This window comes from Thermotoga sp. Mc24 (assembly GCF_000784835.1).
In the GTDB taxonomy this organism is placed as follows: domain Bacteria; phylum Thermotogota; class Thermotogae; order Thermotogales; family Thermotogaceae; genus Thermotoga.
Genome location: NZ_JSFH01000009.1, coordinates 194756 through 217815 on the forward strand (window position 1 = coordinate 194756; position 23060 = coordinate 217815).

Below are 23060 nucleotides of genomic sequence, written 5' to 3' on the forward strand. Positions count from 1 at the left end.
AGTGGATTATCTCGAATCACTCGATTTTCCAAAAGTTGTGGAGATAGTAAAGAAATACGCGCTCTCTGACCTGGGAAGAAAACATCTGGACACTCTCAAACCGACGGTGAATCCGTGGGACGAGCTCGAACTCGTGGAGGAGCTTCTGAACTACTTTGTCAGGTGGGGAGAGCCCCCCATAAAAGGATTGGACGACATCTCTCAGGAAGTGGAGAAGGTGAAGTCCGGATCCTCTCTGGAACCGTGGGATCTTCTCCGTGTTTCTGTGTTTCTCGAAGGCTGTGACATTCTGAAAAAAGACTTTGAAAAACGTGAATACATCAGGCTCAAAGAGACCTTCTCCAGGCTCAGCTCCTTCAGAGAGTTCGTAGAAGAGGTGAACAGGTGCATAGAACAGGATGGAGAGATCTCGGACCGTGCGAGTCCCAGATTGAGGGAGATCAGAACGGAAAAGAAGCGTCTTTCCAGCGAGATAAAGAGAAAGGCCGATGATTTCGTCAGGACGCACTCTCAGATCCTTCAGGAACAGATGTACGTTTACAGGGATGGAAGGTATCTCTTCCCCGTGAAGGCTTCCATGAAGAACGCGGTGAGGGGGATCGTTCACCATCTTTCCTCTTCCGGGGCCACCGTCTTTCTGGAGCCCGACGAGTTCGTCGAACTGAACAACAGAGTGCGTCTTTTAGAAGAGGAGGAAAGACTGGAGATCAGCAGGATCCTGAGACAGCTGACGAACATACTCCTTTCCAGGCTCAACGACCTTGAGAGGAACGTGGAACTCATAGCGCGTTTCGACTCCCTCTACGCGAGGGTGAAGTTCGCAAGAGAGTTCAACGGAACCGTCGTGAAACCTTCTTCGCGGATAAGGCTTGTCAACGCAAGACATCCGTTGATACCAAAGGAGAGAGTGGTTCCAATAAATCTTGAGCTTCCACCCAACAAAAGAGGTTTCATCATAACGGGTCCAAACATGGGCGGAAAGACCGTGACTGTGAAAACTGTTGGTCTTTTTACTGCCCTCATGATGAGCGGCTTCCCTCTCCCCTGTGATGAAGGAACGGAGCTGAAGGTCTTTCCAAAGATCATGGCGGACATCGGTGAGGAGCAGAGCATAGAACAGAGCCTCAGCACCTTCTCGTCACACATGAAGAAGATCGTGGAGATCGTGAAGAACGCCGACAGCGATTCACTGGTCATCCTCGACGAGCTGGGCTCGGGGACGGATCCGGTGGAAGGAGCCGCCCTCGCCATCGCGATAATAGAGGATCTTCTGGAAAAAGGAGCGACGATCTTCGTAACCACACACCTCACACCCGTGAAGGTCTTTGCCATGAACCATCCTCTGCTTTTGAACGCCTCCATGGAGTTCGATCCGGAAACCCTCTCACCAACTTACAGGGTCCTGGTTGGTGTTCCAGGGGGCTCTCACGCTTTCCAGATAGCAGAAAAGTTGGGACTCGACAAACGTATAGTCGAAAACGCCAGGTCGAGACTCTCTCAGGAGGAGATGGAACTCGAGGGACTCATAAGGTCTCTCCACGAGAAGATCTCGCTTCTCGAAGAGGAGAAGAGAAAACTCCAGAAAGAACGCGAAGAGTACATGAAACTGAGAGAGAAATACGAAGAAGACTACAAAAAGCTGAGAAGAATGAAAATAGAAGAGTTCGACAGAGAGCTGAGGGAGCTCAACGATTACATCAGAAAGGTCAAGAAGGAACTCGATCAGGCGATACACGTGGCAAAAACTGGCAACGTTGACGAGATGAGAGAAGCGGTGAAGACGATAGAGAAGGAGAAGAAAGATCTGGAGCGAAAGAGAATCGAAGAAGCACCCGAAGAAGAAATAAAACCCGGAGATCACGTGAGAATGGAAGGTGGAACCTCTGTGGGAAAGGTCGTCGAGGTGAAAGGTGACACAGCCCTTGTTGACTTTGGCTTTCTCAGATTGAAGGTGCCCGTGTCGAAACTGAGAAAGACGAAAAAAGAAGAGAAGAAAGAAACTTCAACGTTCTCTTACAAACCTTCGACCTTCAGAACGGAGATAGACATAAGGGGTATGACGGTTGAAGAAGCGGAGCCGGTTGTGAAGAAGTTCATCGATGACCTGGTGATGAACGGCATCAGCAAGGGATACATAATACACGGAAAGGGCACTGGAAAGCTCGCATCTGGAGTGTGGGAGATACTGAGAAAGGACAAAAGAGTGGTTTCTTTCAGATTCGGAACACCTTCTGAGGGGGGAACGGGTGTCACGGTGGTGGAGGTGAAAGTGTGATCTTCGCTCTCGATGTGGGTACCAGAAAGATAGCGGGTTTGATCGTCGTCGAGGAGAAAGGTACGATCAGAATCGTGGATTCTGAACTGATAGAACACAAAACACGCACGATGTTCGACGGTCAGGTTCACGATGTGCTCGGAGTGGCGGAAACGGTGAAAGAGGTGAAAGAAAGACTCGAGTCGAGGAACGAAATCGAACTGAAAGAGGTGGCTGTAGCCCTCGCGGGAAGGTTCCTGAAAACTCAAGTAGGTGAGGCGGAGCTGGATTTTTCCAAGACTGGACACATCACCCGCGAAGACGTTATGAAGCTTGAAATAGAAGCGGTGACTAAAGCGCAGGAAAGTGTAGAAGAGGACTTCTTCTGTGTGGGATACTCCGTCGTCGAGTACAGACTCGACGGAATGTGGATGAAAAAGCTTGAGGGACACAGAGGCGGGAAGGCTTATGTTAAGGTGGTCTCTGCTTTCCTTCCCGTTCACGTTGTGGATTCCCTGATGAGGGTTCTGGAGACTGTGGGACTCACTCCGGTTCACGTGACGCTGGAGCCGATAGCGGCGATGGATCTAACCGTCCCGGAGGATCTCAGGTATCTGAACATAGCTCTCGTCGATGTGGGCGCGGGAACGAGCGACATAGCTATCTCGAAGGAAGGAACGGTGGTGGCCTACGGAATGATCCCCATGGCGGGTGACGAGATAACGGAAGCCATAGGAAAGAAATTTCTGCTTGACTTTCAGACAGCGGAACACGTGAAGAGAACCGTTTTTTCAGAAGAAAGAGTGAAGGTGAAGAATATACTGGACAGAGAAATCGAGTTGAACGCCCGGGAGGTCTCCGAAGCGATAAAACCCATTGTGGATCAGATCACAACGGAGATCTCAACGGTCGTGACAGAGCTGAACGGTGGATCCCCCTCTGTTGTGATGGTGGTCGGCGGCGGCGCGAAGGTACCGGGTTTTGTGGAAAGTCTTGCCAGGAAGATGGATCTTCCTCTTGACAGGGTATCTCTGAAGAGTGTAGAAAGCACCGGTCTTGTTGAGGATCTCACCGGAAAGGTCAAAGGAAGCGAGTACATCACTCCTGTGGGAATCGCTTACAGTGCCATGAGAAACAGGGGATCCGTTTTCTCTCAGGTCTTCGTGAACGGGGTTCCTGTAAAGCTCATGGGAGGAGTGGGCAGGTACTCGGTCATGCAGGTTCTCATACAGGCGGGATACAGGTTCTCCTCGCTCGTAGGTGGAGAAATGATTTCCTTTGAACTAAACGGAAAAACCCTCTTGAGGCCAAAGAGAAGAACCTCCGTGAAGATTTTCGTGAACGGCGAAGAGGCGAATCTCTCCTCCAGAGTGAAGCATGGTGACAGGATAGATATTCAAACCGAAGAGGAAAAAACTCCACTGAGAATAAAGGACCTTGTGAAACCTGTGAAAGTGAAACTTCCCGATGGAGGTGTGGAGGAGGTCTTCCCGGAGATCGTGAAGAACGGAACGCCAGTACCACCCGATGCTGACGTAGAAGAAGGAGATGTGGTGAGCTTTCCGGAAAAGATAAAGATCTCCGAGATAAAGTCAAAGATCTCCTACGGAAAGACAAGAATCGTGGTGAACGGCGAAGAGAAATGGATCTCCCTCGTGAACTTTGATCTCCTCAAAGGAGGAGTTCCTTTGAAAGACGATGAAGAAGTGCCGCTCGGAGAAGAGATCGACCTCGTTGAAAAGGGAAGGAAAAAACTGGAGGAAGCACTTGAAGTTCCCCACATCACTGTCTCGTTCAACGGCGAATTGAAGAAAATCCCTTTGAAAATCCTCCACAGGATAGACGAAGAAAGAGTGGAACTGAAAGACTTCAAACCCATGGTGATAGACCTTCTCAAGGATTTGAAGCTGGACGGACTCAGGGACTACGAACTTCTCAAAAACGGAAGGAGAGCCATGTTCACTGAACTGCTCGAGGATGGGGACGTGATCGAGTTCAGAATAAAAAAGTGAGGGGGCCGGCCCCCTCAGATAATAGCCTTCTCCGTTTCTTTATCGAAGGCGTGCATTCTCGTCATGTCGAGTACCAGATCGATTTTCTGTTCTTCTTTTGCCTGAGTCCTCGGGTTGACGGATGCCACAATCAAGTCGTCTCCGACTTTCACGTGGAGAATAGTTTCACTTCCGAGAGGTTCGACAACATCCACAACACCTGTGATCGTGTTCTCTGGAGTTGGTGCCAGTGCGAAGAGCTTGTCGTAGATATCTTCAGGTCTGATACCGAAGATGATCTCCTTGTCGATGTAGTTTGCGAGTTTGTCTTCAAATTCCTTAGGCACCTTCACTTTGAAGCCAGATGCCTGGATCCAGAGGCCACCTTCTCCTCTCACGACTCTCGCGTTGACGAAATTCATTGGAGGGCTACCGATGAATCCGGCGACGAAGACGTTCGCTGGAGAGTTGTATATTTCGTGTGGAGTTCCTATCTGCTGGATTTCTCCGTCCTTCATGACAACGATCTTGTCAGCCATCGTCATCGCTTCCACCTGGTCGTGTGTCACGTAGATGATCGTTGCCTGGAGTCTGTGGTGGAGTTTCTTGAGCTCGCTTCTCATCTGCACCCTGAGTTTCGCGTCGAGGTTGGAGAGTGGTTCGTCGAAGAGGAAGACCTTCGGATTTCTCACGATGGCCCTTCCAACGGCGACCCTCTGCCTCTGACCACCTGAGAGCTGTCTCGGTTTTCTGTCGAGCAGGTTTTCTATTCCGAGGATTTTCGCAGCTTCACGTACTCTTCTGTCGATTTCGTCCTTTGGATATTTTCTCAGTTTCAAACCGAAGGCCATGTTTTCGTAGACGGTCATGTGTGGATACAGAGCGTAGTTCTGGAACACCATGGCGATGTCTCTGTCTTTTGGTTCAACATCGTTCACGACCTTGCCGTCGATGTAGATCTTTCCTTCTGTAACCTCTTCAAGTCCTGCGATCATCCTCAGAGTGGTCGTCTTTCCACAGCCGGATGGTCCAAGGAGAACCACGAACTCCTTGTCTTCGACGACGAGATTCGCGTTTTTCACAGCGACGACTTTGTTTTCGTAGACCTTGGTGACGTTTTCAAGGACAACCTGAGCCATTCTCACACCTCCTGTGAATCGTTGAATTCAAAATACCTTTTGAGCTCGAGATATTTCTCCACGTTCCCGATGTCCAGCAGATAAGTATCGAGGATCTCATCCATGAATTCCATGAGTTTTTTGTATTTCTCGTAGTCAATGACAGCAACCGCGGGTACACCGTTCTTTGTCACGACCACATCCTTTGTTTTCGCTTCTTCGACAACCTGGGAGAACCGCGCTTTCGCGTCCGCAAGACTGTAAAAAGAAACCCTGCTCAGATCCATTTCATCACTCCCTGACCAGAATTATAGTCAAGTTTACAAAAAATTACAAACCCTGTTTCGAACGAAAAAACGGGGATATCGAGAAATATCCCCGTTTATCAAAGAATATCGTGCGATTTCTTAAAATTTCACACTGAAGTAGAACTCGTTCGTGTTCAGAACAAAGGTGAGATCGGTATTTCCCTTCTTTGCACGTGCCATGAATCCAAAAGAGACCTCATCTACGGCGGCTGAAACAAGAAGCTTGACATCCACGCCGTTTATGGGTGTGAAGTTGAATCCTGCTCCTCCGGCGAGTTTCCAGTTGAGCAGTCCGGCACCCAAAAAGAGAACGTTGTCTGGATCTGAGATGCCAAAAAGAACCGTGTTGTTCAAAGCTCTGTACGCAAAAGAGGTTCCTCCCATGGAGAATTGACCGCTGTGGAACATGACGGTGTCCTTAGACATGTAGGCGAAATTGTCGAGGGATAGCCTGTACCCACCGATCTTCACGATGTAGTCCTGTTTCAGGATAGCGTACCCACCCGATCTTCCGATGAAGAACTCGTAGTAGAGACTTCCGGGGAACGGAATCACATCTCTCTGATCGACGCAGAAGAAGACGTTCCAGCCGTTCCCAAAGGAAAGACCCGTCTTCAAAGTGACTTCTGAGGTTTTCACCTTGAGAAAACCGAGTTTCTGGTAGTTCGTCGCACTCTTCGAGAGGCTCACTCCCACACCCCATCCATCGTTGAAGACTTCAAAAAAAAGTGTGTCACCGAATTTGACGTGATATCCATCGGACGTCCAGATGAAAGAGGCGGGAAGAACGACTCCCCCCACCACAAAAATAAAAAGAAGAGGAAGGAACTTTTTCAAAATATCACTCCCCCTCGAGGAGTTTTTGAATGATCCTGTTCGTGAGTTCCGGGTTCGCTTTTCCTTTTGTCTCTCTCATCACGTATCCCACGAAGAACCCTGCCGCTTTCTTTTTGCCTGATTTGTAATCCTGAACAGCCTTTGGATTCTGTTCCATCGCCTTTTTCACCAGTTCCTCGATGAGTTTTTCGTCGTTGATCTGAGTCAAACCCTTTTCCTCCACGATCTGGGAAGGCATCTTTCCTGTTTCGAAGACTTCCGGGAATATCTCCTTTGCGATCTTTATGGAGATTTTTCCTTCGTCCATCAATTTGAAGAGATCAGCGAAGTGCTGAGGGGTCAGTTTTGACTCTGTGATTTCGATGTTTCTTTCGTTGAGTTCTCTCAGAACTTCCGTCATGATCCAGTTGCTGAGATCCTTCGGTCTGTTCACCACCTTCACACACTCTTCGAAGAACTCAGCGAGTTCTTTACTCGAGGTGAGCACCTTCGCGTCGTACTCCGGAAGGCCGTACTCTCTCATGAATCGCTCTGCCTTCTCGTCTGGAAGCTCTGGGAGTTCCTTTTTCACCTCTTCGAGATACTCGTCGGAGAGAACAACGGGCGGTATGTCCGGCTCCGGGAAGTACCTGTAGTCGCTCTCTTCTTCTTTTCCTCTCATGGAAACGGTGGTCTTCGTGGCCATGTCCCAGCCTCTCGTCTCTCTTTCCACGTCTTCTCCTCTCTCCATCGCCTTCACGATTCGCTCGAACTCGTACTCCAAAGCCCTCTCAACGAACCTGAAGGAGTTCATGTTCTTCACTTCCACCCTGTTGCTCTGTCTTCCCGTTTCTGTGTCAACAACGGAGATGTTCGCGTCGCATCTGAGCGCTCCCTTTTCCATGTCTCCCGTGCTCACGCCGAGGTACCTCACGATGGATCTCAGCTTCTCCATGAAAACGCGAGCCTCTCTCGGGGAGGAAATATCGGGCTCTGTGACGATCTCGATGAGAGGAACACCGCACCTGTTCATATCGACCAGAGAGTAGCTCGCGCGGGTGATGGAGTCCCCTTCGTGAACAAGTTTCCCAGCGTCTTCCTCGAGGTGGAGCCTTCTGATTCTGACTTTTTTCCTTCCTTCGTCTCCGTCTATCTCCAGGAAACCCTCGGTTGCGATCGGGTAGAAGTACTGACTGATCTGGTATCCCTTGGGAAGGTCAGGATAGAAGTAGTTCTTTCTGTCGAATCTGGAGTACTTGTGAATCTTGCAGTTCAACGCAAGGGCGGTCTTCACGGCGAACCTGATCATCTCTTCGTTGGGAACGGGAAGGGCCCCCGGCTGGCCGGTGCAGACGGGACAGATCGCCGTGTTCGGGGGAAGCTCGAAGACATCCGCCGGGCAGGAGCAGAACGCTTTGGTCTTCGTTGAAAGCTGAACGTGTATCTCAAGACCTATGACGGGTCTGTATCTCATGCTTTCACCTCCGGGAGCGGGAACATGCCGTTTTCGTTGTACGGGGAGTTCTTCTCTATGGCCCTCGCTATTCTGAAGACTTTCCCGTCCGCGAACCTTCTGCCTATCACCTGAACACCAACGGGGAGATTGTTTGAGAACCCGAACGGCACACTGATCGCGGGAAGTCCCGCGAGGTTTGCGGGTATCGTGAAGATGTCCATGAGGTAGTAGGTGAGAGGATCTTTTATCTCTCCGATCTTGAAGGCCGTCACCGGGGAGGTGGGAGTGAGGATCGCGTCGTACTGCGAGAGCACCTCGTTGAGCTCATCGGAGATCTTTCTCCTCACTTTCATGGCCTTGTTGAAATAGGCTTCGTAGTAGGCAGCGCTGAGGGTGAAGGTTCCGATCATGATCCTTCTTCTGACTTCTTCACCGAACCCGACGTTTCTGGTCTTCATGTACATCTCTCTGAGGCCTTTCTCTTTTACCCTGAGACCGTACTTGACACCGTCGAATCTGGCTAGGTTGGAACTCGCTTCAGCGGGAGCGATGACGTAATAGACGGCGACGGAATATTTCATGTGCGGGATGCTGACCTTTTCCACCTTCGCACCGAGTTTTTCGAGGAGTTTGAGGGACTCTTCGAATCTCTCTGCCACACCGTCTTCTATCTTGTGCTCGTAGATCTCCTGCGGAACGGCGAATTTCATACCCGCGACGCCGTTTTCGATCTCCGAAAGGAAATCCACTTTCCTGTCCATCGTTGTGGCGTCGTTCTCGTCTTTTCCGGAGATGATTTCCATGAGGATGGCGGCGTCTCTCACCGTCTTCGTGATGGGACCTATCTGGTCGAGAGAGCTTGCGAATGCCACAAGGCCGTATCTGGAGACGAGTCCGTAGGTGGGTTTGTACCCGACCACTCCGCAGAGCGACGCGGGCTGTCTCACAGAACCGCCCGTGTCGCTTCCGAGCGCCGCGACGACCATTCCCGAAGCGACAGCGGCGGCAGATCCTCCACTGCTTCCACCGGGAACCCGCTCAAGATCCCAGGGGTTTCTCGTGGGGAAGAACGCGGATCTTTCGGTGCTGGATCCCATCGCGAACTCGTCGAGGTTCGCTTTTCCAACGATAACAAAGCCCGCTTCTTTCAGTTTTTTCACAACGGTGGCATCAAAAACGGATTCGTAGTTCTCGAGGATTTTAGAAGCGCAGGTCGTTCTCATTCCGAGGGTCAGGATGTTGTCCTTGATGGCGATGGGAATTCCCCAGAACTTCCCATTCTTTTCAACGGAGACGTCTTCTTTGACGGAGATGAACGCCTTCACGTGTGGATCGAGTCTTTTGATGGTTTCCAGGGAAAGTTTTGAGAGTTTCTCCCTTTCTTCTTCAGGAAGTTTCAAAGAGTCTTCTATTGTGAGCCTTCTGAAGTCCAAATCGATCACCTCCTCTTGAGAATTATATCAGAGACATGTTAGAATCATTCCCAAGGACGATGAACTTTCTCCTGAATTGAAAAGTGAACATATTTCTATAGAATAAAAGAACCTTATTGAAAACCTTTTAACACTTGACATAAACCAGTAACAGGTTGTATAATTCATAAGTGTAAAATCTATATTTAACAAATTTTAACCCAGGAGGTGGGTTTTATGAAGAGAAGAGCGGGTTTCACGTTGATTGAGCTTCTGATCGTCATGGCTATCATCGCAGCTCTGATGGCGGTGCTCATTCCGACCGCAACGGGTGCGATGAGGAAGGCGAGGGCGACAAGAATAGCGGTGCAGTTGAGGAATCTAGAACAGGGAGCAGAACAGTGGCTTATGGCGACTTTGCCAGATGAAGATTCATTCAACAACAATGAATTAGATTTGGAAAATGCAGCTGACATCACTTCATATGTCGATTCTGAATTCTTAGACGATGATAACTTAACAACTTTCAAGGCTATTGCCAATACAACAGAGAATGAGATCACTATCGTCATCGAATATGACACAAATATTGCAAAGCTTGTTTACGATGCTTTGAAAGACACATACGGTTCAGGAGGCACATACACAAGAGGGCAGGCAAGTAATCTTGAAGATGGTGTTTACTACGATGAAACGAATGGTAGCGTTGCCATAGTAAAAACTATTCAGGCCTTCTGGTGGTAATCCCCACCCACACAAAACAAAAAGCCCCCATCCGGGGGCTTTAAATCTTTTTGAGTGCCTGATCCAGATCTTCCACGAGCTTTTCTGGATCTCCGAGACCCACATGGATTCTTATCAGGTTCACGTCTTTTTTCGGGCAGTCTCCATAAGCCACCCTTGGAACAACAAGGTTCTCGTGACTTCCCCAGCTCACAGCCATCCTGAAAACCCTCAGACTTTCGACGAACTCTTTGACTTTCTCTGCGCTGTCCGTTTTCAGCCTGAAGCTCATCAGTCCTGAGCCACCGCTCATCTGAGAGGAAGCGAGTTCGTACTGCGGTGATCTTGGATTCATCGGGTAGTTCACCTCGAGGACCTTCGGGTGATCCATGAGGAAGTCAGACACCACAAGAGCGTTTTCGTAGTGCTTTTTCATACGGAGTTCCAGCGTTCTAAGACCTCTCAAGATGAGCCAGGCTTCTATGGGCGAGAGAACCGGTCCGATGTTTTTGTATTCATCCACGAAGATGTTCTTCATATCTTCGACGTCTCCTGCGATCACTCCTGCCATCACGTCTCCGTGTCCTGAGATGTACTTCGTCGCAGAGTGGACCACCACATCCACTCCCAGAAGCTTTGGTTTTTGAAAGATCGGCGACGCCCAGGTGTTGTCTATGACGGTTTTTATCTTGAGTTCTCCTGCCGCTTCTGTGACCTTTCTTATATCGATCACTTTCATTCTCATACTCGTGGGACTTTCGAGGTAGATGAGCTTCGTCTTCTTCGTGATGGCTTCGACTATTCTTTCCGCGTCGGGAGGAACGTAGCTGACTTCTATATCGAACTTCTTTGAAAGGTAGTTGAAGAACTTTTTCGCCCAGGAGTAAGCCTCGTCCACACACACGACGTGGTCTCCCGAGCTGAGGAAATGAAGGATGGAAAGCGAAATGGCGCTCATTCCAGAGGCAACGAGGCGGGCATCTTCACACTCTTCAAGCGCTGCGAGTTTCTTCTCCACCAGTCTCGTTGTGGGATTACTTCCTCTTTTGTAAACGAATTCGTAGTCTCCGTTTCTGAGGGCTTTCGACATCTCGTCGAAACTGTCGAAGTAGAAATTCGTCGTTTCGAAGATGGGAAACGACAGCGCCTTCAAAGGAATGTCTTCTTCTCCGTAAGAAAACAGAATGTCGTCTGTGTTCATGAGTAGGCCTCCTGTTGTGATTGTGTACCGCATCATATTTTACCTTATGTTCAGACTGTTTCAAAGACCCTTTTTCTGCCTCCCCAGTCCCTTCCTGGTTTCCTGCCGAGGAGCTCTATCATCTTCATCACGCAGGGAATACACGCAGTGTCCTTCTCGAAAACGCAGATCTTTCCAGGATAGAGCTGATAAAGCTGTCTGTAAGGAGAAGGAGTCCAGTTCGGCATGATGACGTTTGCACCGCATCTGAGGGTGATCTCTCTTCCTCCCGGAACGATCGTTCCCATGGCGGTGGTCGCCGGGATGTTCGAGTCTGGAAGAAGGATTCTTGTGAGCGCCACCATCTTCAGCGTGAGGGTGAAGTCTCCTTTCTTCTCGTTTGCAAGAGGTGTGTCTGGATGCGGAATGAACGGTCCTATTCCCACCATGTCGAAATCGTGCTCCTTCAGAAACAGGAGATCGTCGACCAGATCGTCTATCGTCTGTCCGGGGAGTCCCACCATAGAGCCCGCTCCCGTCTCGTATCCGAGTTCTTTCAACGTGAGAAGACAATTCAGTCTGTTCTCGAACGATGTATCGGGCCTGAGCTTTCTGTGAAGAACGGGATTCGCCGTCTCGTGTCTCAAAAGATACCTGTCCGCTCCCGCTTCTTTCCACTTTTCATAGTACTCTCTTGGCCACTCTCCAAGGCTCAGGGTGACGGCAACTCCCATCTTCTTTATTTCCTTCACGATGTCCGATATCACATCCGGCATGTAATAGGGGTCTTCACCGGATTGAAGGACGATCGTTTTCGCGCCGAACTGGACGGCGAGTCTTGCCCGTTCGACGATCTCTTCCGGAGTCATTCGGTATCTTTTCAAATTCTTGTTGTCTCTTCTCAGACCGCAGTAGAGACAGTTCTTTCTGCACACGTTCGAGAACTCTATGATTGCCCTGATGTGCACCTCGTCGCCCACGTACTTTCTTCTGATCTCGTCCGCGAGTTTGAAGAGAGCCTCGTTGAACCCCCTGTCGTTTATGGAAAGTGCCTCTTTCAGGACTTCTCTTGTGAACTCTCTTCTTTCAAGTTTTTCCAGAATTTCTCTACCGGTCATGATTCATCACTCCAGTTCATCCAGAATTTTCTGCAAAAGAGGGATCACTTCGTCTCTTTTGTCTTCCGGGAAATCTTCTGCGAAGACTCCGAACCTTTCGTTTTCGACGAGAAGCTCGGCGGGAAGGAACTTTTCCCTTCCCGCTTTGAGATCTCTGTAAAAGGACCATCTCTTTCCTATTTTCTCTGAGATCCAGATCTTGCAGTTGTATTTTTCCGCGATCTCTTCGAGGATCCTTTTAAAATCTGACATCCCTCTCACCGCGCTTTATCTTTTCGAGTCCCTCTCTCACTTTCTCTCTGATCTTTGGATTCATCTTCTGGAGTTCTCTTTCGATGACCTCTTCTCCCACTTTTCTCGTCTCCTCGGTCGCGTAGTCGCAGAGGTACTCCTGTAGTGTGAACAGGGCGTTCGGTGTGCAGAAGTTCTTCACGAAACCGGGAATCGCAAACTCCATGAAGTGTTCTCCCGTTCTACCAGCCCTGTAGCACGCGGTGCAGAATGACGGTACAAAACCTTCTTTCAGAAGGCTTCTCATCACCTGATCAAGCGGCCTTGGGTCTTCGAGCGTGAACTGTCTCTTTCTGTCCTCGTCGTCTTCTCTGTGAGAGTACGCCCCGATTCCTATTCTGGAGCCAGCGTCTATCTGAGAGACACCGAGCTTTATCACTTCATCTCTGAGTTTCGCGGGTTCCCTCGCGGTGAGAATCATTCCCGTGTACGGAACAGAAAGCCTTATGATGGCGACGAGCTTCTTGAAGTCTTCATCGCTCACGACGTGTTCCGGTTTCTGCGAATATGGTGTGTTTATCGCGGGTTTTATCCTCGGGAAGGAGATGGTGTGCGGCCCCACACCGAATCTCTCTTCGAGGTGTATCGTGTGGTAGAGGAGCCCCATCACTTCGAACTTCCAGTCGTAGAGGCCAAAGAGCGCTCCTATTCCAACGTCGTCGATTCCCGCCATCATCGCCCTGTCCAGACCGTAGAGCCTCCAGTTGTAGTTCGATTTCGGGCCTCTTGGGTGAAGCTTCAGGTAAGTTTCTCTGTGGTAGGTTTCCTGAAAGATCTGGAAGGTTCCGATTCCCACGGACTTTATGATCTTGTAGCCTTCAATCGTTTGAGGTGCCGCGTTGACGTTTACACGTCTGATCTCACCGTTTCCGTACTTCGTGTTGTAAACGATGTCGATCGTTCTTGCGATGAACTCCGGGGAGTATTTGGGGTGCTCTCCATAGACGACGATGAGTCTTTTGTGTCCCTGGGAGACGAGGGCTTTGACTTCTTCTTTCAACTGCTCTTCTGTGAGCGTTCTTCTTTCCACCACCTTGTTGGAGGCTCTGAAACCGCAGTAAACACAGTCGTTGACACAATCGTTTCCTATGTAGAGCGGTGCAAAAAGAACGATTCTGTTTCCGTAGATTCTCTCCTTCAGAGCGCGGGCTGCTTCGAAGATCTCCTCCAGAAGCTCTGGATCTTCCACATTCAAAAGGGTGGCCGTTTCTTCCGGCTCGAGCCTGTTCTTGTCCAGCGATTTCTGGATGATCTCTCTCACCCTTGCAGGATCCGGATTCTTCGTCTTTTCGAGAAGTTCAAATATCTTTTCTTCCGGTATGAAAGATCTGCTCTCCACACGCTCTTTCACGAACACGTACATACGCATCACCTCTTCAAAGGAACTGTTTTCACGCGAACACCGGAAATCTGTCCGAGCTTTCCGGAGAGGGCACCTATCGTGTCGTTGTCTGTTTTCAGAACGAGGAATATGATCGCCATGTTCTCTTCTCTGACGGGATAGCCGACTCTGAGCAGGATATCTTCGGAGAAATTGTGAAGGAGTTCGTTCACCTGTCGGTAGGCCTTTTCCCGGTCTTCCACGACGATGGTGAGGATGTAGAATCTCTTCTCCAAAACGAAAACCCCCTCTCCACGTGCCGGGAGAGGGGTATACTTCTATCCATCCCCTCCCCCGGTGTCAGGATTTCCCCCTCCACCTCAGGAGGTTTGTGATTTTTCTCACTTTCTGTTTATATTATACCACCTTCTGGGAGTCACCACAACATCCCCGGTATCCACATCGGGATCACGTTTTCTACAGGAAGATCTACATCGTCCTTTATCACGAAATCACTCGATTTCTTTTTCTTGCCCTTTCCACCAACTTCTATCTTCATTTCCTCGAAAACGTAGTCTCTCTTCTTCGTTTTTAGCAGCGTATATTTTCCCGACCTCTTTCAATGCGAAGACAACAAAAGCCTCCCTGAAGTTTCCGATTTCTCCCTCGAAAGCGTAGTGCATGGCGGGATCAGATAACCCCTTTTGAAAAGGGTTTTTCTACTCTTTCTTTTCGCATGATGTTAACAAGCTCTATTTCTTCCATTGTCTGTAGTAACTGGTAAAACTTTTGTTTTCCAACACCCCATTCTCTGCACATGGATTCAACGTTTATCGTTGGTATCTTCGAATGTAAGAGGTGGCCGACAATTGCCTTCATAACCCCAAGGTGATTTTCTGTCACTGTACCGAGAAAGTGTGGTACATCGTAGTAGATAGTCTTTTGCAGAACGTTCATTAATTTCTCTCTAAAATTACCTTCCACATAGAACGGTCTTGTTCCAGTCCCTCGATATTTTCTGAAGAGACTCAGCAGGTCCGCTTCTTTTAAAGCCTCAGCAGCGTAATCGATAGAGGCCTCAAAGGGAGAACTCAACTTCCTCAGAGTTTTTTTCAGTTTCAAAGTGGATGAATTCTCTAAAGGACATCAACGGCATTCTGATCAAAACAAATCTTCTCGAAAGATCTGATAGTCTCTTTCTCAGGAGAACCGAACTGCTGTCGCTCGTCCATATAACCCTGTCTGGAAAGCTGTCGTAAAGAACCTTAAGGATAGTACTCCAGTTTTTCAGAAAGTGAACCTCGTCGATGATGATGCCCGGATAATTTTTCATTATCTCATGAAGAAGATCGTGCAGTGGAACGTCCAAAAGGAGAATTTCATCTCCTGAAACGTAAAGAAACGTAAAGAAAACCGTGTTTTCTTGCCATCGACAGAAGGAAAGTGGTTTTACCCACACCCCGTGGTCTGTAGAGAAGAATCGCCTTGTTCGTGAATCTCTTTTCCAGATCCTGAAAAAAGAGACGCATCTTTTTTGGAAGAAAACTGATCATTCTGTTCTTTCAGAACGAAGAGCCAGCTTAACATTTCTTAACAAACCGTGTGAAATCACACAAAGAAAATCTGGAAACTAAAAAGTGGTAGAATCCTGATGTGGAGGTGTGTTCTATGAAAAGGTTCGTAGTGCTTCTTCTTTCGTTAGCTTCGGTTTTTCTTGTAGCAGAAACGCTCGTCATCAAGGGTTCCAACACGGTCTTTCCCATCACCCAGCTCTGGATTGAAGAGTTCAAAAAGCTTCACCCGGATCTTCAGGTGACTCTTGAAGGTGCGGGATCTTCCACGGGAATCGCAGCGCTCTTCAACGGAACGACCGACATCGCCAACTCCAGCAGATGGCTCAAACCTGAAGAGATCGAACGAATGAACAAAGAAGGAAAATACTTCATTCCTTTCCTCATCGGTTTCGACGGAATAGCGATCATCGTGAACAAAAACCTCGGCATTGATGACATCTCCATCGAAACGTTGAAGAAGATCTACACAGGAGAGATCCAGTACTGGTCACAGGTTAATCCGAATCTTCCCAAAGCGAGAATTGTTGTTTACTCGAGAAACACCGCATCTGGAACCTACGAAACGTTTGAAAACAAAGTCCTCAGTGGAGCGAGAATGGTTCCTTACGTGAGAATGGTTGAAAGCACCCAGCTCGAGATAGAGAGCGTTTCCAAAAATCCATACGCCATCGCCTACGTCGGTGTGGGATACGTTACTGACGACGTGAAGGTTCTGAAGGTAAATGGCATTTACCCGACGAAGGAAAACATCCTGACGGGAAAGTACCCGATAGCAAGACCTCTTTTTATGTTCGTTGATGCGACAAACGGCTTTCCTGAAATGGGAAGCCTTGTCTTTGAGTACATCATGTTCGCATTCTCGAAGAAAGGACAGGAATTGGTAGAAAAAGCCGGTTACATTGCTGCTTACGGTCAGTGAGGAGGGATTCATTCTGAACAGAGAGGTAGCGAATTTCTTCAGAAAATCTGTAATATTCATCTTCTCTGTTGTCGGTATTTTCGCACTTTTTCTTCTCGTGTTCTTTCTCGTAAAGGAGGCGTGGCCCGCCCTCGTGAAAGTCGGGGGCGAGCTTTTCACGAGTGTTTACTGGTACCCAACAGCGGATCCACCGGAGTACGGTATGCTTGCTATGATAGCCGGAACTTTGCTCCTCACGGCTTTTTCTTCTGCCGTGTTGCTTCCCCTCGGTTACCTGATAGCCTTTTTCCTCCACACTTACGCTAAAGACTTCGAGAAAAACTTCATAAGAACCACTGTGGAATTCCTCGCCGGGACGCCTTCTGTGATCATAGGACTCTTCGTTCTTCTGTACATCGCTCCCATTCTGCTCAATTTCGATGTGTGGTCCACCGAAAACTTTCTGCTCGCATCCATCGGTCTCATTCTCACAGCCCTTCCTTACACCGTTTCTCTTTCCCTTGAAGCACTCGACTCTGTCGATGTGGCCCTCGAAGAGAGTGCCCTGGCACTCGGAGCGACTCGATTCACCACGGTTTTCAAGGTCACCACCAGAGCAGCGCTTCCCGGTATATTGAACGCCTTCGTTCTAACCGTGAACAGGGTTGTCGGTGAAACGATGATCGTACTCATGGCTGGTGGAGGAGCTGCCATAATACCGCGTTCTTTCTTCGATCCGGTGAAACCTCTGACAGCTGCGATTGCGAGCGAGATAGGTGAGGTGGCCGTTGGAAGCATGCACTATCATGTGCTCTTCGCGGCTGGAGTTATACTTCTTGTGATCTCCCTTGTTCTCACAGGACTCTCCAGGTACATATCGGGGAGGCAGACAAGATGAAAAAAGACTTGATCGCTTCGTACGTTTTCAGAGCTGTGAGTTACGTTGCCTTCACAGTTGTTGTGGTCATGTTCGTACTGGTTCTCGCGGGAGGAGTGAAGTACTTTTCACCTTCTTTCTTCCTGGATTACCCGAAGAACGGTATGACGGAGGGAGGAATTTTTCCCGTCGTCCTCGGCAGTCTTTGCCTCATGGTGCTCACGTTTCTCGTATCGATTCCTCTTGGGATCTTCACTGGGGCGTTTCTCTCTGAGTACGGAAACAATGTGATCACGAAGTGGATAGATATCTCTCTGACCGCTCTGAGCGGTATTCCTTCGGTCGTCTATGGACTCTTCGGACTCGCCTTTTTCTGCGTGGCCCTTCAGTTCGGAACTTCCATGCTCGCTGCTGCGTTGACTCTTTCTCTCATGACACTTCCCGTTATCGCTTCTTCCACGAGGGAAACCCTGAAGGCCATACCTGTTGAGATAAGAGAAGCAGCGCTGGCACTCGGCGCGACGAAAGAAGAGGTGATCTTCAAAGTTCTTCTTCCCGCTGCGAGGAAAGGGATCATAACGGCGGTTCTCGTCGGTGGTGGAAGAGTCCTAGGAGAGACTGCTCCTGTTCTGCTCACGGGAGCCGTGTTCTATTCAACGCAGCTTCCGAAGAGTCTTCTCTCTCCTGTTATGACCTTGCCAACGCACATATACTACATCACGGCAGCCTACGGTGAATCGGCCCAGTGGATGGCAAAGGGAACGGCCGCTTTTCTGATGATAGTAGTCGCCTTGATATACGGAACAGCTTTCTTTTTGAGGAGGAGAAAGAATGGAGCCCATCATTGAGATCGAAAACTTCAGCGCTTACTACGGTGAGAAGATAGCCGTAAAGAACGTGACGATGAAGATCTTCAAAAACCAGATAACCGCCATAATAGGTCCCTCTGGATGCGGTAAAACAACTCTCCTGAGGAGCATCAACAGAATGAACGATCATCTGCCTGGGTTCAGGGTCGAAGGGAAGATATACTTTAAGGGACAAGATATCTACGATCCCCAGCTCGACGTGACGGAGTACAGAAAGAGAGTCGGTATGGTTTTCCAGAAACCGACACCTTTTCCCATGTCGATCTACGACAACGTCGCGTTCGGCCCCAGGCTACATGGAGTGAAGAGCAAGCACATTCTCGACCGGATAGTCGAAGAATCATTGAAGAAGGCAGCCCTATGGGATGAGGTGAAGTCAGAACTGAACAAGTCTGGTACGAGACTCTCGGGCGGTCAGCAGCAGAGGCTCTGTATAGCGAGGGCCCTCGCCGTTGAACCCGAGGTGATTCTTCTCGATGAGCCAACATCAGCACTCGATCCCATAGCGACTCAGAGGATAGAAAAACTTCTGGAAGAACTCTCCGAGAATTACACCATCGTGATCGTCACACACAACATCGGTCAGGCGATAAGAATAGCGGATTACATAGCGTTCATGTACAGAGGAGAGCTCATCGAATACGGACCGACAAGAGAGATCGTGGAAAGGCCGAAGAACAGACTCACCGAGGAGTACCTGACAGGAAAAATCGGATGATGGAGGCGGAAATTATGGTCGATCACGTTCATTTCGAAAGGGAACTCACACTTCTCAAGTCCGATGTCTCGAAGATGCTCTTTCTGGTCTCTGAATCTTTGAACGACGCGATAGAGAGCCTCGAGACGATGAACGAGATACTCGCCAGGAAGGTCCTCGAGTCGGACGATATGATAGACGAACTTAACAGGGAGATAGAAGAAAAGGCATACCAGATCATAGCGAGGTACAATCCCATCCTGAAACAGCTCAGGTACATCATCACCATCTTGAAATTTTCAAACGATCTGGAGAGGATAGGAGATCTCTCCTGCAACATGGCTGAGAAGTGTCTCTTTCTCTCCAAGGAGAAGGTCAAATTCGAGATGCTTAAGGAACTCAAGGATATGTTCGGAAGCACCCTAAAGGTGGTTCAGGATGCTTTCAAAGCCTTCGTTGAAGAGGATGTGGATCTGGCCTTCAGGCTCTGGAAATTCGACGACGTGATAGACGAGATGGAAAAGAAGATCAGAAAAATCGTGGTGGAAAGGATAAAGGAAGGAAACATCTCGGCCGAGCTGGCGCTGGTTTACATACTCATCGCAAGAGATCTTGAAAGAATGGGAGACCACGCCAACAACCTCTGTGAGGAAGTCATATACATAGAAACGGGGAAAAACATGAAGGAATTCCTGAGGGGTGTTGAGAGTGGGAGTGAAGGTGCTGATAGCTGAAGACGACGAAGATATAAGGAGCGTGTTGAAGAGATACCTGGAAACCGAAGGATACGAGTGCGACGAAGCGAAATCCCTTTTCGATCTCAAGAAAAAGCTCTCTGAGGAAACGTACAACGTGCTCCTCCTCGATCTCATGTTTCCCGACGGTATGGCGATGGACGAAATTCCTGAGATGAAAGTTTCTCACCCAGAAATGGCTATCATCATCATCTCGGCAAGGGACAGGGACATGGACCGTATCTTTGGAATAGAGCTCGGTGCGGACGACTACATGACAAAACCGTTCAATCCAAGGGAAGTTCTCGCACGTGTGAGAGCAGTTCTGAGAAGGATGGGTAAAGAACAAAAGGCACTGAGATTTGGAAAACTCGAGATCTTTCCAGAGGATTACATAGTCAGATACGATGGGAAAAACGTTGAAATGACAGCTAAAGAGTTCGAGCTTTTAAAACTCCTCGCCGCAACTCCGAACAAGGTCTTTTCAAGAGAGGAGATCCTGAACAGGGTGTGGGGAGACGATTACGTCTCTGACAGGGTGGTGGACGTCCACATCAGCGCCATTCGGTCGAAGATAGGAAAGGGATGGATAAAAACGGTGAGGGGATTGGGGTACAAGTTTTCAACACGAGGTGATGAGGGTGATAGAACTTGAAGATCTCGATCATATCAGAGAGGCAGTTGTGATACTGAAAGGGCTGGAAGTGGAAGGTGCGAACAAACCTGCTGAGAGACTCGGCTTCAAAAGAGGAAAGAATCTGATGTCGATCTTCACGTGCAGAGAGATGGACAGATTCATCAAAGAGGTTCAAGAAAAAAAGAATTTCTCCCTCGAAACGAACGCCTATTTTTTTGAACCCCACTCGAAAAGATTCGTTTCTTTCCACTTTCTACCGAAGAAGAATCTTCTCTTCGTGAGCGATCTCACCGAGGAGAGAACCCTCAGCGAGGCTAAACTCGATTTTGTAACGGCCATCTCACACGAGCTGTTCACACCTCTTTCCGCGTCGAAGGCGAACGTTTTTCTTCTGAAGGATTTAGAAGACGATCCAGAAAAACTCGAAATACTCAAGAAAGTTGAGCGCTCCTTGGACAGGATGGAAACGATCATCAGACAGCTCAAGGTGATCACCATGATACAGCTGGGTCTTTACGAACTCAAGATGGAGCACATTCCTGTCGAAGAAATCGTTCACAGAGTATTGGAAGAGCTTCGAGAAAAGATCGACTCAAAGAAGATCGAGGTGAACGTTTCCGTGGATGTTGAAACAATCGAAGCGGACAGGTTCGTGTTCTACACAATTTTGAGGAATCTTGTTTCAAACGCCGTGAAGTACTCTTATCCCGAGTCTATGGTGGAGATTTCTATCACTGGTGAAAGACTTAGTGTGAAAGATCAGGGAATCGGTATCAAAGAAGAGGAAAAGAGCAGGATATTCGAACGCTTCTACAGAGGTTCAGAAGCACTCAAAATGGCACCTGGTTCTGGCCTGGGACTTTCCATAGTGAAGCACCTGTGCGATACGATGGGTTACAGACTGGAAGTGAACTCCCAGTGGCTCGTTGGATCGGAATTCATAGTTCACTTCAGATGAACTTCTCTTCTTCCCATGTTTTTTCCTCCGGGTACCATCCGCCCTCTCTCGTACACCAGGCTGGAAGCGGGAATTTCACCGTGAGAGGAAGGTTCAAGAACGGCTGATCTATGATCACTTCTCCCTGTCTCAAGAGTGCTGCTTTTCTCTTGTAGTGCTCTGTGAGGTGCGAGTACTCGGGCTTTATGAGTTCGGCTCCTTTCTGTCTGCCCACAACCACTGTAGCGGCTTGCGTGATCACCCTGTAGTCCACTTCGGAAGCAGTCTGTTCTGCTCCGATCAGGATCACTCTGAAAGATCTCCCTCTTTCCGCCACATCTCTGAAGATATTCGCGAGGGCTCCACCACCATGTCTTGGTGCGTACTTGTTCAGCTCGTCCAAGAAGATGAAAACCGGCTGGGTAAAACCGCTGTTTCTTTCTTTTTCTCTCATCACCTCGGAGAGAATCGCACCTACAACGAACGCCTGTGCACGTTCTCTCAACTTCGAGATGTCGATGACTGTGACCCTTCCTGGCACGTTCCAATCGATTCGATAATTGGTTTGCCGCGGTTCCACTTTCAGAGGTGGTTTCACCCAGAGCCTGTCGAAATCCATCTTTTGGGCGGCTTTCAATCTCCTGATCAGCATGCCGATCGTCTGCTTCTGAACGTGTTCGCTCAGAAGATACTCTCTCGTTCTTCCGCCTTCCCCAAGGTCTTTTATCAAACCATCGAGATCGAGTGGGAGATCCACCACTTCGCCCTTTTTCATTACTACCTCACGCAGTGCCTCTGATGGGAGTTTTCTTCTGTCGACGATGTACCCATCCTTCAGAAATTTCTGGTACATCTCCTCCATTCTCTGGGAAAGATGCTCCTGGAGGGACCAGACCGCGAGCTGAAAATTCTGGTTTCTCGTCATTTCGTCTGGATCGAACATGAGTTCCAGAAGATTCATTTCGACGATATCAAACACGTCCCAGCCGTAAATGTTCACACCGCCCAACCTCTTGTTGACATCTGGTATGTAGATTCCTTTCTCTCTGCTGGGAGCGTAGAATGCGACATTTTCGAAGGGTTTCGGTTCAATACCGAGAGCACTGTACATTTCATCCCATTTTTCTCTTTCTAAATACCACTCCTTCGAAAAACGATCGAGAAACAACAAGCTTTCTCCTTTCACGTTGAAAATGATGTATCTCGCTTCTCTCAGTTCTCTCATCAGCTCTCCGTCGTTTTTTTTGGACGTTTCTATCATCGATTTGACGAGGAACGTGGTGTAGGATGTTTTCGCCGCAACACCAGACTGTCCGGAGACGTTTATGTGGGCTCCGTTGTCTCCCAGAATGTATCTCAGATCGAGATAGGCCGGTCTTCCATTCTTCAGCAGGCCGACCGGCAACGCAACGTTCTTTCTCTTCAGCTCATCGAATCCAAGGGCGATGTCTATCTCTTCATCTGTGACGAGGAAGACAGGTGAACCTATGTTTGGGGGGATTTCCGGAGCGTCTTCGAGGAGTTTGTCTCCTTCCTTCAGAAATGATCTTGTCACCCTCACCTTCGCGATGTATATCGGATAGGCAGGTTTCAACTTCTCGAGTGCGACTTCCTCTTCGTAGCCGTTTCTCAGATCTCCATCCCATCTGTTCTGTATATCAACGATCATTCCGTACGTGACGACGGTGCCGTACCCCGTGAGGTACTCAACCTTCACAACATCTTCTATCTGGGCGAATACCTTGTACGCTTCTCCTGCCTTTTCGGTGGTCATTCGAACGAAAAATTCGTACGGACTGGACTGGAATATGCCGGTGACAACTCCTATCTTTCTTCCTTTCATTTCGCT

The 23060-nt window shown here is 48.9% G+C and carries 25 protein-coding genes; 10 read left to right on the forward strand and 15 right to left on the reverse strand.

What is annotated here, in order from left to right:
• Position 1 precedes the first annotated feature (1 nt).
• Positions 2-2275 (forward strand): endonuclease MutS2, encoded by a 2274-nt coding sequence (locus MC24_RS05200; protein ID WP_038053150.1) that lies wholly within the window; start codon positions 2-4, stop codon positions 2273-2275.
• Positions 2272-4266 (forward strand): cell division protein FtsA, encoded by a 1995-nt coding sequence (locus MC24_RS05205; protein ID WP_038053153.1) that lies wholly within the window; start codon positions 2272-2274, stop codon positions 4264-4266. The genes MC24_RS05200 and MC24_RS05205 overlap by 4 nt, the downstream gene beginning before the upstream one ends.
• 14 nt (positions 4267-4280) lie before the next feature.
• Here MC24_RS05205 and MC24_RS05210 read toward each other — a convergent pair whose 3' ends face one another.
• From MC24_RS05210 to gatA, 5 genes are all read right to left on the reverse strand, one after another.
• Positions 4281-5384: an ABC transporter ATP-binding protein gene (locus MC24_RS05210; protein ID WP_008195346.1), complete on the reverse strand. Its 1104-nt coding sequence runs from the start codon at positions 5382-5384 to the stop codon at positions 4281-4283.
• Positions 5385-5386: 2 nt separating this feature from the next.
• Positions 5387-5650: a type II toxin-antitoxin system Phd/YefM family antitoxin gene (locus tag MC24_RS05215; RefSeq protein WP_004079961.1), complete on the reverse strand. Its 264-nt coding sequence runs from the start codon at positions 5648-5650 to the stop codon at positions 5387-5389.
• 120 nt (positions 5651-5770) lie between these two features.
• Positions 5771-6508 carry a hypothetical protein gene (locus MC24_RS05220; RefSeq protein ID WP_038053156.1) on the reverse strand — a complete coding sequence of 246 codons (738 nt, stop codon included), beginning with the start codon at positions 6506-6508 and terminating at the stop codon, positions 5771-5773.
• 4 nt (positions 6509-6512) lie between these two features.
• On the reverse strand, positions 6513-7961 hold the full coding sequence (gene gatB, locus MC24_RS05225; protein ID WP_008195350.1) for an Asp-tRNA(Asn)/Glu-tRNA(Gln) amidotransferase subunit GatB: 1449 nt from the start codon (positions 7959-7961) through the stop codon (positions 6513-6515).
• Positions 7958-9376, reverse strand: coding sequence for an Asp-tRNA(Asn)/Glu-tRNA(Gln) amidotransferase subunit GatA (gatA, locus tag MC24_RS05230; RefSeq protein ID WP_038053159.1), 1419 nt, complete (start codon positions 9374-9376; stop codon positions 7958-7960). The genes gatB and gatA overlap by 4 nt, the downstream gene beginning before the upstream one ends.
• Positions 9377-9592: 216 nt before the next feature.
• Here gatA and MC24_RS05235 point away from each other — a divergent pair, with 216 nt between their 5' ends.
• Complete coding sequence (locus tag MC24_RS05235; protein ID WP_065212823.1) at positions 9593-10099, forward strand: type II secretion system protein; 507 nt, start codon at positions 9593-9595, stop codon at positions 10097-10099.
• Between the two features lie 40 nt (positions 10100-10139).
• Here the strand turns inward: MC24_RS05235 and aar are convergent, their stop codons facing one another.
• The 9 genes from aar to MC24_RS09835 all read right to left on the reverse strand — a co-directional run bounded on the left by aar (position 10140) and on the right by MC24_RS09835 (position 15517).
• The gene (aar, locus tag MC24_RS05240) at positions 10140-11279 is read right to left on the reverse strand and encodes a bifunctional L-alanine/L-glutamate racemase (protein WP_004079973.1); all 1140 of its coding nucleotides are present in this window, start codon (positions 11277-11279) and stop codon (positions 10140-10142) included.
• Between the two features lie 50 nt (positions 11280-11329).
• On the reverse strand, positions 11330-12376 hold the full coding sequence (gene hydE / locus MC24_RS05245) for a [FeFe] hydrogenase H-cluster radical SAM maturase HydE (protein ID WP_004079975.1): 1047 nt from the start codon (positions 12374-12376) through the stop codon (positions 11330-11332).
• A gap of 6 nt (positions 12377-12382) precedes the next feature.
• On the reverse strand, positions 12383-12628 hold the full coding sequence (locus tag MC24_RS05250) for a hypothetical protein (protein WP_004079977.1): 246 nt from the start codon (positions 12626-12628) through the stop codon (positions 12383-12385).
• Positions 12615-14030, reverse strand: a complete 1416-nt coding sequence (hydG, locus tag MC24_RS05255; protein ID WP_038053163.1) for a [FeFe] hydrogenase H-cluster radical SAM maturase HydG — start codon at positions 14028-14030, stop codon at positions 12615-12617. Before hydG ends, MC24_RS05250 begins: the two co-directional genes overlap by 14 nt.
• A 5-nt stretch (positions 14031-14035) precedes the next feature.
• Positions 14036-14284, reverse strand: a complete 249-nt coding sequence (locus tag MC24_RS05260; protein WP_004079987.1) for a TM1266 family iron-only hydrogenase system putative regulator — start codon at positions 14282-14284, stop codon at positions 14036-14038.
• A 140-nt stretch (positions 14285-14424) separates the two neighbouring features.
• Positions 14425-14547, reverse strand: coding sequence for a hypothetical protein (locus tag MC24_RS09975; protein ID WP_268745469.1), 123 nt, complete (start codon positions 14545-14547; stop codon positions 14425-14427).
• A 131-nt stretch (positions 14548-14678) separates the two neighbouring features.
• Positions 14679-15110 (reverse strand): hypothetical protein, encoded by a 432-nt coding sequence (locus tag MC24_RS09825; protein ID WP_235280309.1) that lies wholly within the window; start codon positions 15108-15110, stop codon positions 14679-14681.
• On the reverse strand, positions 15067-15357 hold the full coding sequence (locus MC24_RS09830) for an AAA family ATPase (RefSeq protein ID WP_235280310.1): 291 nt from the start codon (positions 15355-15357) through the stop codon (positions 15067-15069). Before MC24_RS09830 ends, MC24_RS09825 begins: the two co-directional genes overlap by 44 nt.
• A gap of 10 nt (positions 15358-15367) precedes the next feature.
• Positions 15368-15517: a hypothetical protein gene (locus tag MC24_RS09835; RefSeq protein ID WP_235280311.1), complete on the reverse strand. Its 150-nt coding sequence runs from the start codon at positions 15515-15517 to the stop codon at positions 15368-15370.
• Between the two features lie 139 nt (positions 15518-15656).
• On the opposite strand from MC24_RS09835, the gene MC24_RS05270 reads away from it, so the two are divergent.
• The 7 genes from MC24_RS05270 to MC24_RS05300 are packed head-to-tail and all read left to right on the forward strand — an operon-like array spanning position 15657 to position 21232.
• Positions 15657-16481 carry a phosphate ABC transporter substrate-binding protein PstS gene (locus MC24_RS05270; protein ID WP_038053167.1) on the forward strand — a complete coding sequence of 275 codons (825 nt, stop codon included), beginning with the start codon at positions 15657-15659 and terminating at the stop codon, positions 16479-16481.
• Between the two features lie 52 nt (positions 16482-16533).
• The gene (locus tag MC24_RS05275) at positions 16534-17358 is read left to right on the forward strand and encodes a PstC family ABC transporter permease (protein ID WP_038053576.1); all 825 of its coding nucleotides are present in this window, start codon (positions 16534-16536) and stop codon (positions 17356-17358) included.
• A complete protein-coding gene (gene pstA / locus MC24_RS05280) occupies positions 17355-18185 on the forward strand; it encodes a phosphate ABC transporter permease PstA (RefSeq protein ID WP_038053170.1) in 831 nt (276 codons plus the stop codon). Before MC24_RS05275 ends, pstA begins: the two co-directional genes overlap by 4 nt.
• A complete protein-coding gene (pstB, locus tag MC24_RS05285) occupies positions 18169-18924 on the forward strand; it encodes a phosphate ABC transporter ATP-binding protein PstB (protein WP_038053172.1) in 756 nt (251 codons plus the stop codon). The genes pstA and pstB overlap by 17 nt, the downstream gene beginning before the upstream one ends.
• Positions 18925-18938: 14 nt before the next feature.
• Positions 18939-19637, forward strand: coding sequence for a phosphate signaling complex protein PhoU (phoU, locus tag MC24_RS05290; protein ID WP_038053176.1), 699 nt, complete (start codon positions 18939-18941; stop codon positions 19635-19637).
• On the forward strand, positions 19612-20292 hold the full coding sequence (locus MC24_RS05295; RefSeq protein ID WP_038053193.1) for a response regulator transcription factor: 681 nt from the start codon (positions 19612-19614) through the stop codon (positions 20290-20292). Before phoU ends, MC24_RS05295 begins: the two co-directional genes overlap by 26 nt.
• Complete coding sequence (locus tag MC24_RS05300; RefSeq protein WP_038053196.1) at positions 20273-21232, forward strand: sensor histidine kinase; 960 nt, start codon at positions 20273-20275, stop codon at positions 21230-21232. Before MC24_RS05295 ends, MC24_RS05300 begins: the two co-directional genes overlap by 20 nt.
• Here MC24_RS05300 and MC24_RS05305 read toward each other — a convergent pair.
• A complete protein-coding gene (locus tag MC24_RS05305) occupies positions 21225-23054 on the reverse strand; it encodes an HAS-barrel domain-containing protein (RefSeq protein WP_038053200.1) in 1830 nt (609 codons plus the stop codon). The genes MC24_RS05300 and MC24_RS05305 overlap by 8 nt on opposite strands.
• Positions 23055-23060 lie beyond the last annotated feature (6 nt).

What these genes read in the sequence shown, in the direction of transcription:
- MC24_RS05210 (WP_008195346.1), bottom strand. Translation starts at nt 5,384, where the DNA reads ATGGCTCAGGTTGTCCTTGAAAACGTCACCAAGGTCTACGAAAACAAA.
- MC24_RS05215 (WP_004079961.1), bottom strand. Translation starts at nt 5,650, where the DNA reads ATGGATCTGAGCAGGGTTTCTTTTTACAGTCTTGCGGACGCGAAAGCG.
- gatB (WP_008195350.1), bottom strand. Translation starts at nt 7,961, where the DNA reads ATGAGATACAGACCCGTCATAGGTCTTGAGATACACGTTCAGCTTTCA.
- MC24_RS05235 (WP_065212823.1), top strand. Translation starts at nt 9,593, where the DNA reads ATGAAGAGAAGAGCGGGTTTCACGTTGATTGAGCTTCTGATCGTCATG.
- aar (WP_004079973.1), bottom strand. Translation starts at nt 11,279, where the DNA reads ATGAACACAGACGACATTCTGTTTTCTTACGGAGAAGAAGACATTCCT.
- hydE (WP_004079975.1), bottom strand. Translation starts at nt 12,376, where the DNA reads ATGACCGGTAGAGAAATTCTGGAAAAACTTGAAAGAAGAGAGTTCACA.
- MC24_RS05250 (WP_004079977.1), bottom strand. Translation starts at nt 12,628, where the DNA reads ATGTCAGATTTTAAAAGGATCCTCGAAGAGATCGCGGAAAAATACAAC.
- hydG (WP_038053163.1), bottom strand. Translation starts at nt 14,030, where the DNA reads ATGTACGTGTTCGTGAAAGAGCGTGTGGAGAGCAGATCTTTCATACCG.
- MC24_RS09975 (WP_268745469.1), bottom strand. Translation starts at nt 14,547, where the DNA reads ATGAAGATAGAAGTTGGTGGAAAGGGCAAGAAAAAGAAATCGAGTGAT.
- MC24_RS09835 (WP_235280311.1), bottom strand. Translation starts at nt 15,517, where the DNA reads ATGCGTCTCTTTTTTCAGGATCTGGAAAAGAGATTCACGAACAAGGCG.
- MC24_RS05270 (WP_038053167.1), top strand. Translation starts at nt 15,657, where the DNA reads ATGAAAAGGTTCGTAGTGCTTCTTCTTTCGTTAGCTTCGGTTTTTCTT.
- pstA (WP_038053170.1), top strand. Translation starts at nt 17,355, where the DNA reads ATGAAAAAAGACTTGATCGCTTCGTACGTTTTCAGAGCTGTGAGTTAC.
- pstB (WP_038053172.1), top strand. Translation starts at nt 18,169, where the DNA reads ATGGAGCCCATCATTGAGATCGAAAACTTCAGCGCTTACTACGGTGAG.
- phoU (WP_038053176.1), top strand. Translation starts at nt 18,939, where the DNA reads ATGGTCGATCACGTTCATTTCGAAAGGGAACTCACACTTCTCAAGTCC.
- MC24_RS05300 (WP_038053196.1), top strand. Translation starts at nt 20,273, where the DNA reads ATGAGGGTGATAGAACTTGAAGATCTCGATCATATCAGAGAGGCAGTT.
- MC24_RS05305 (WP_038053200.1), bottom strand. Translation starts at nt 23,054, where the DNA reads ATGAAAGGAAGAAAGATAGGAGTTGTCACCGGCATATTCCAGTCCAGT.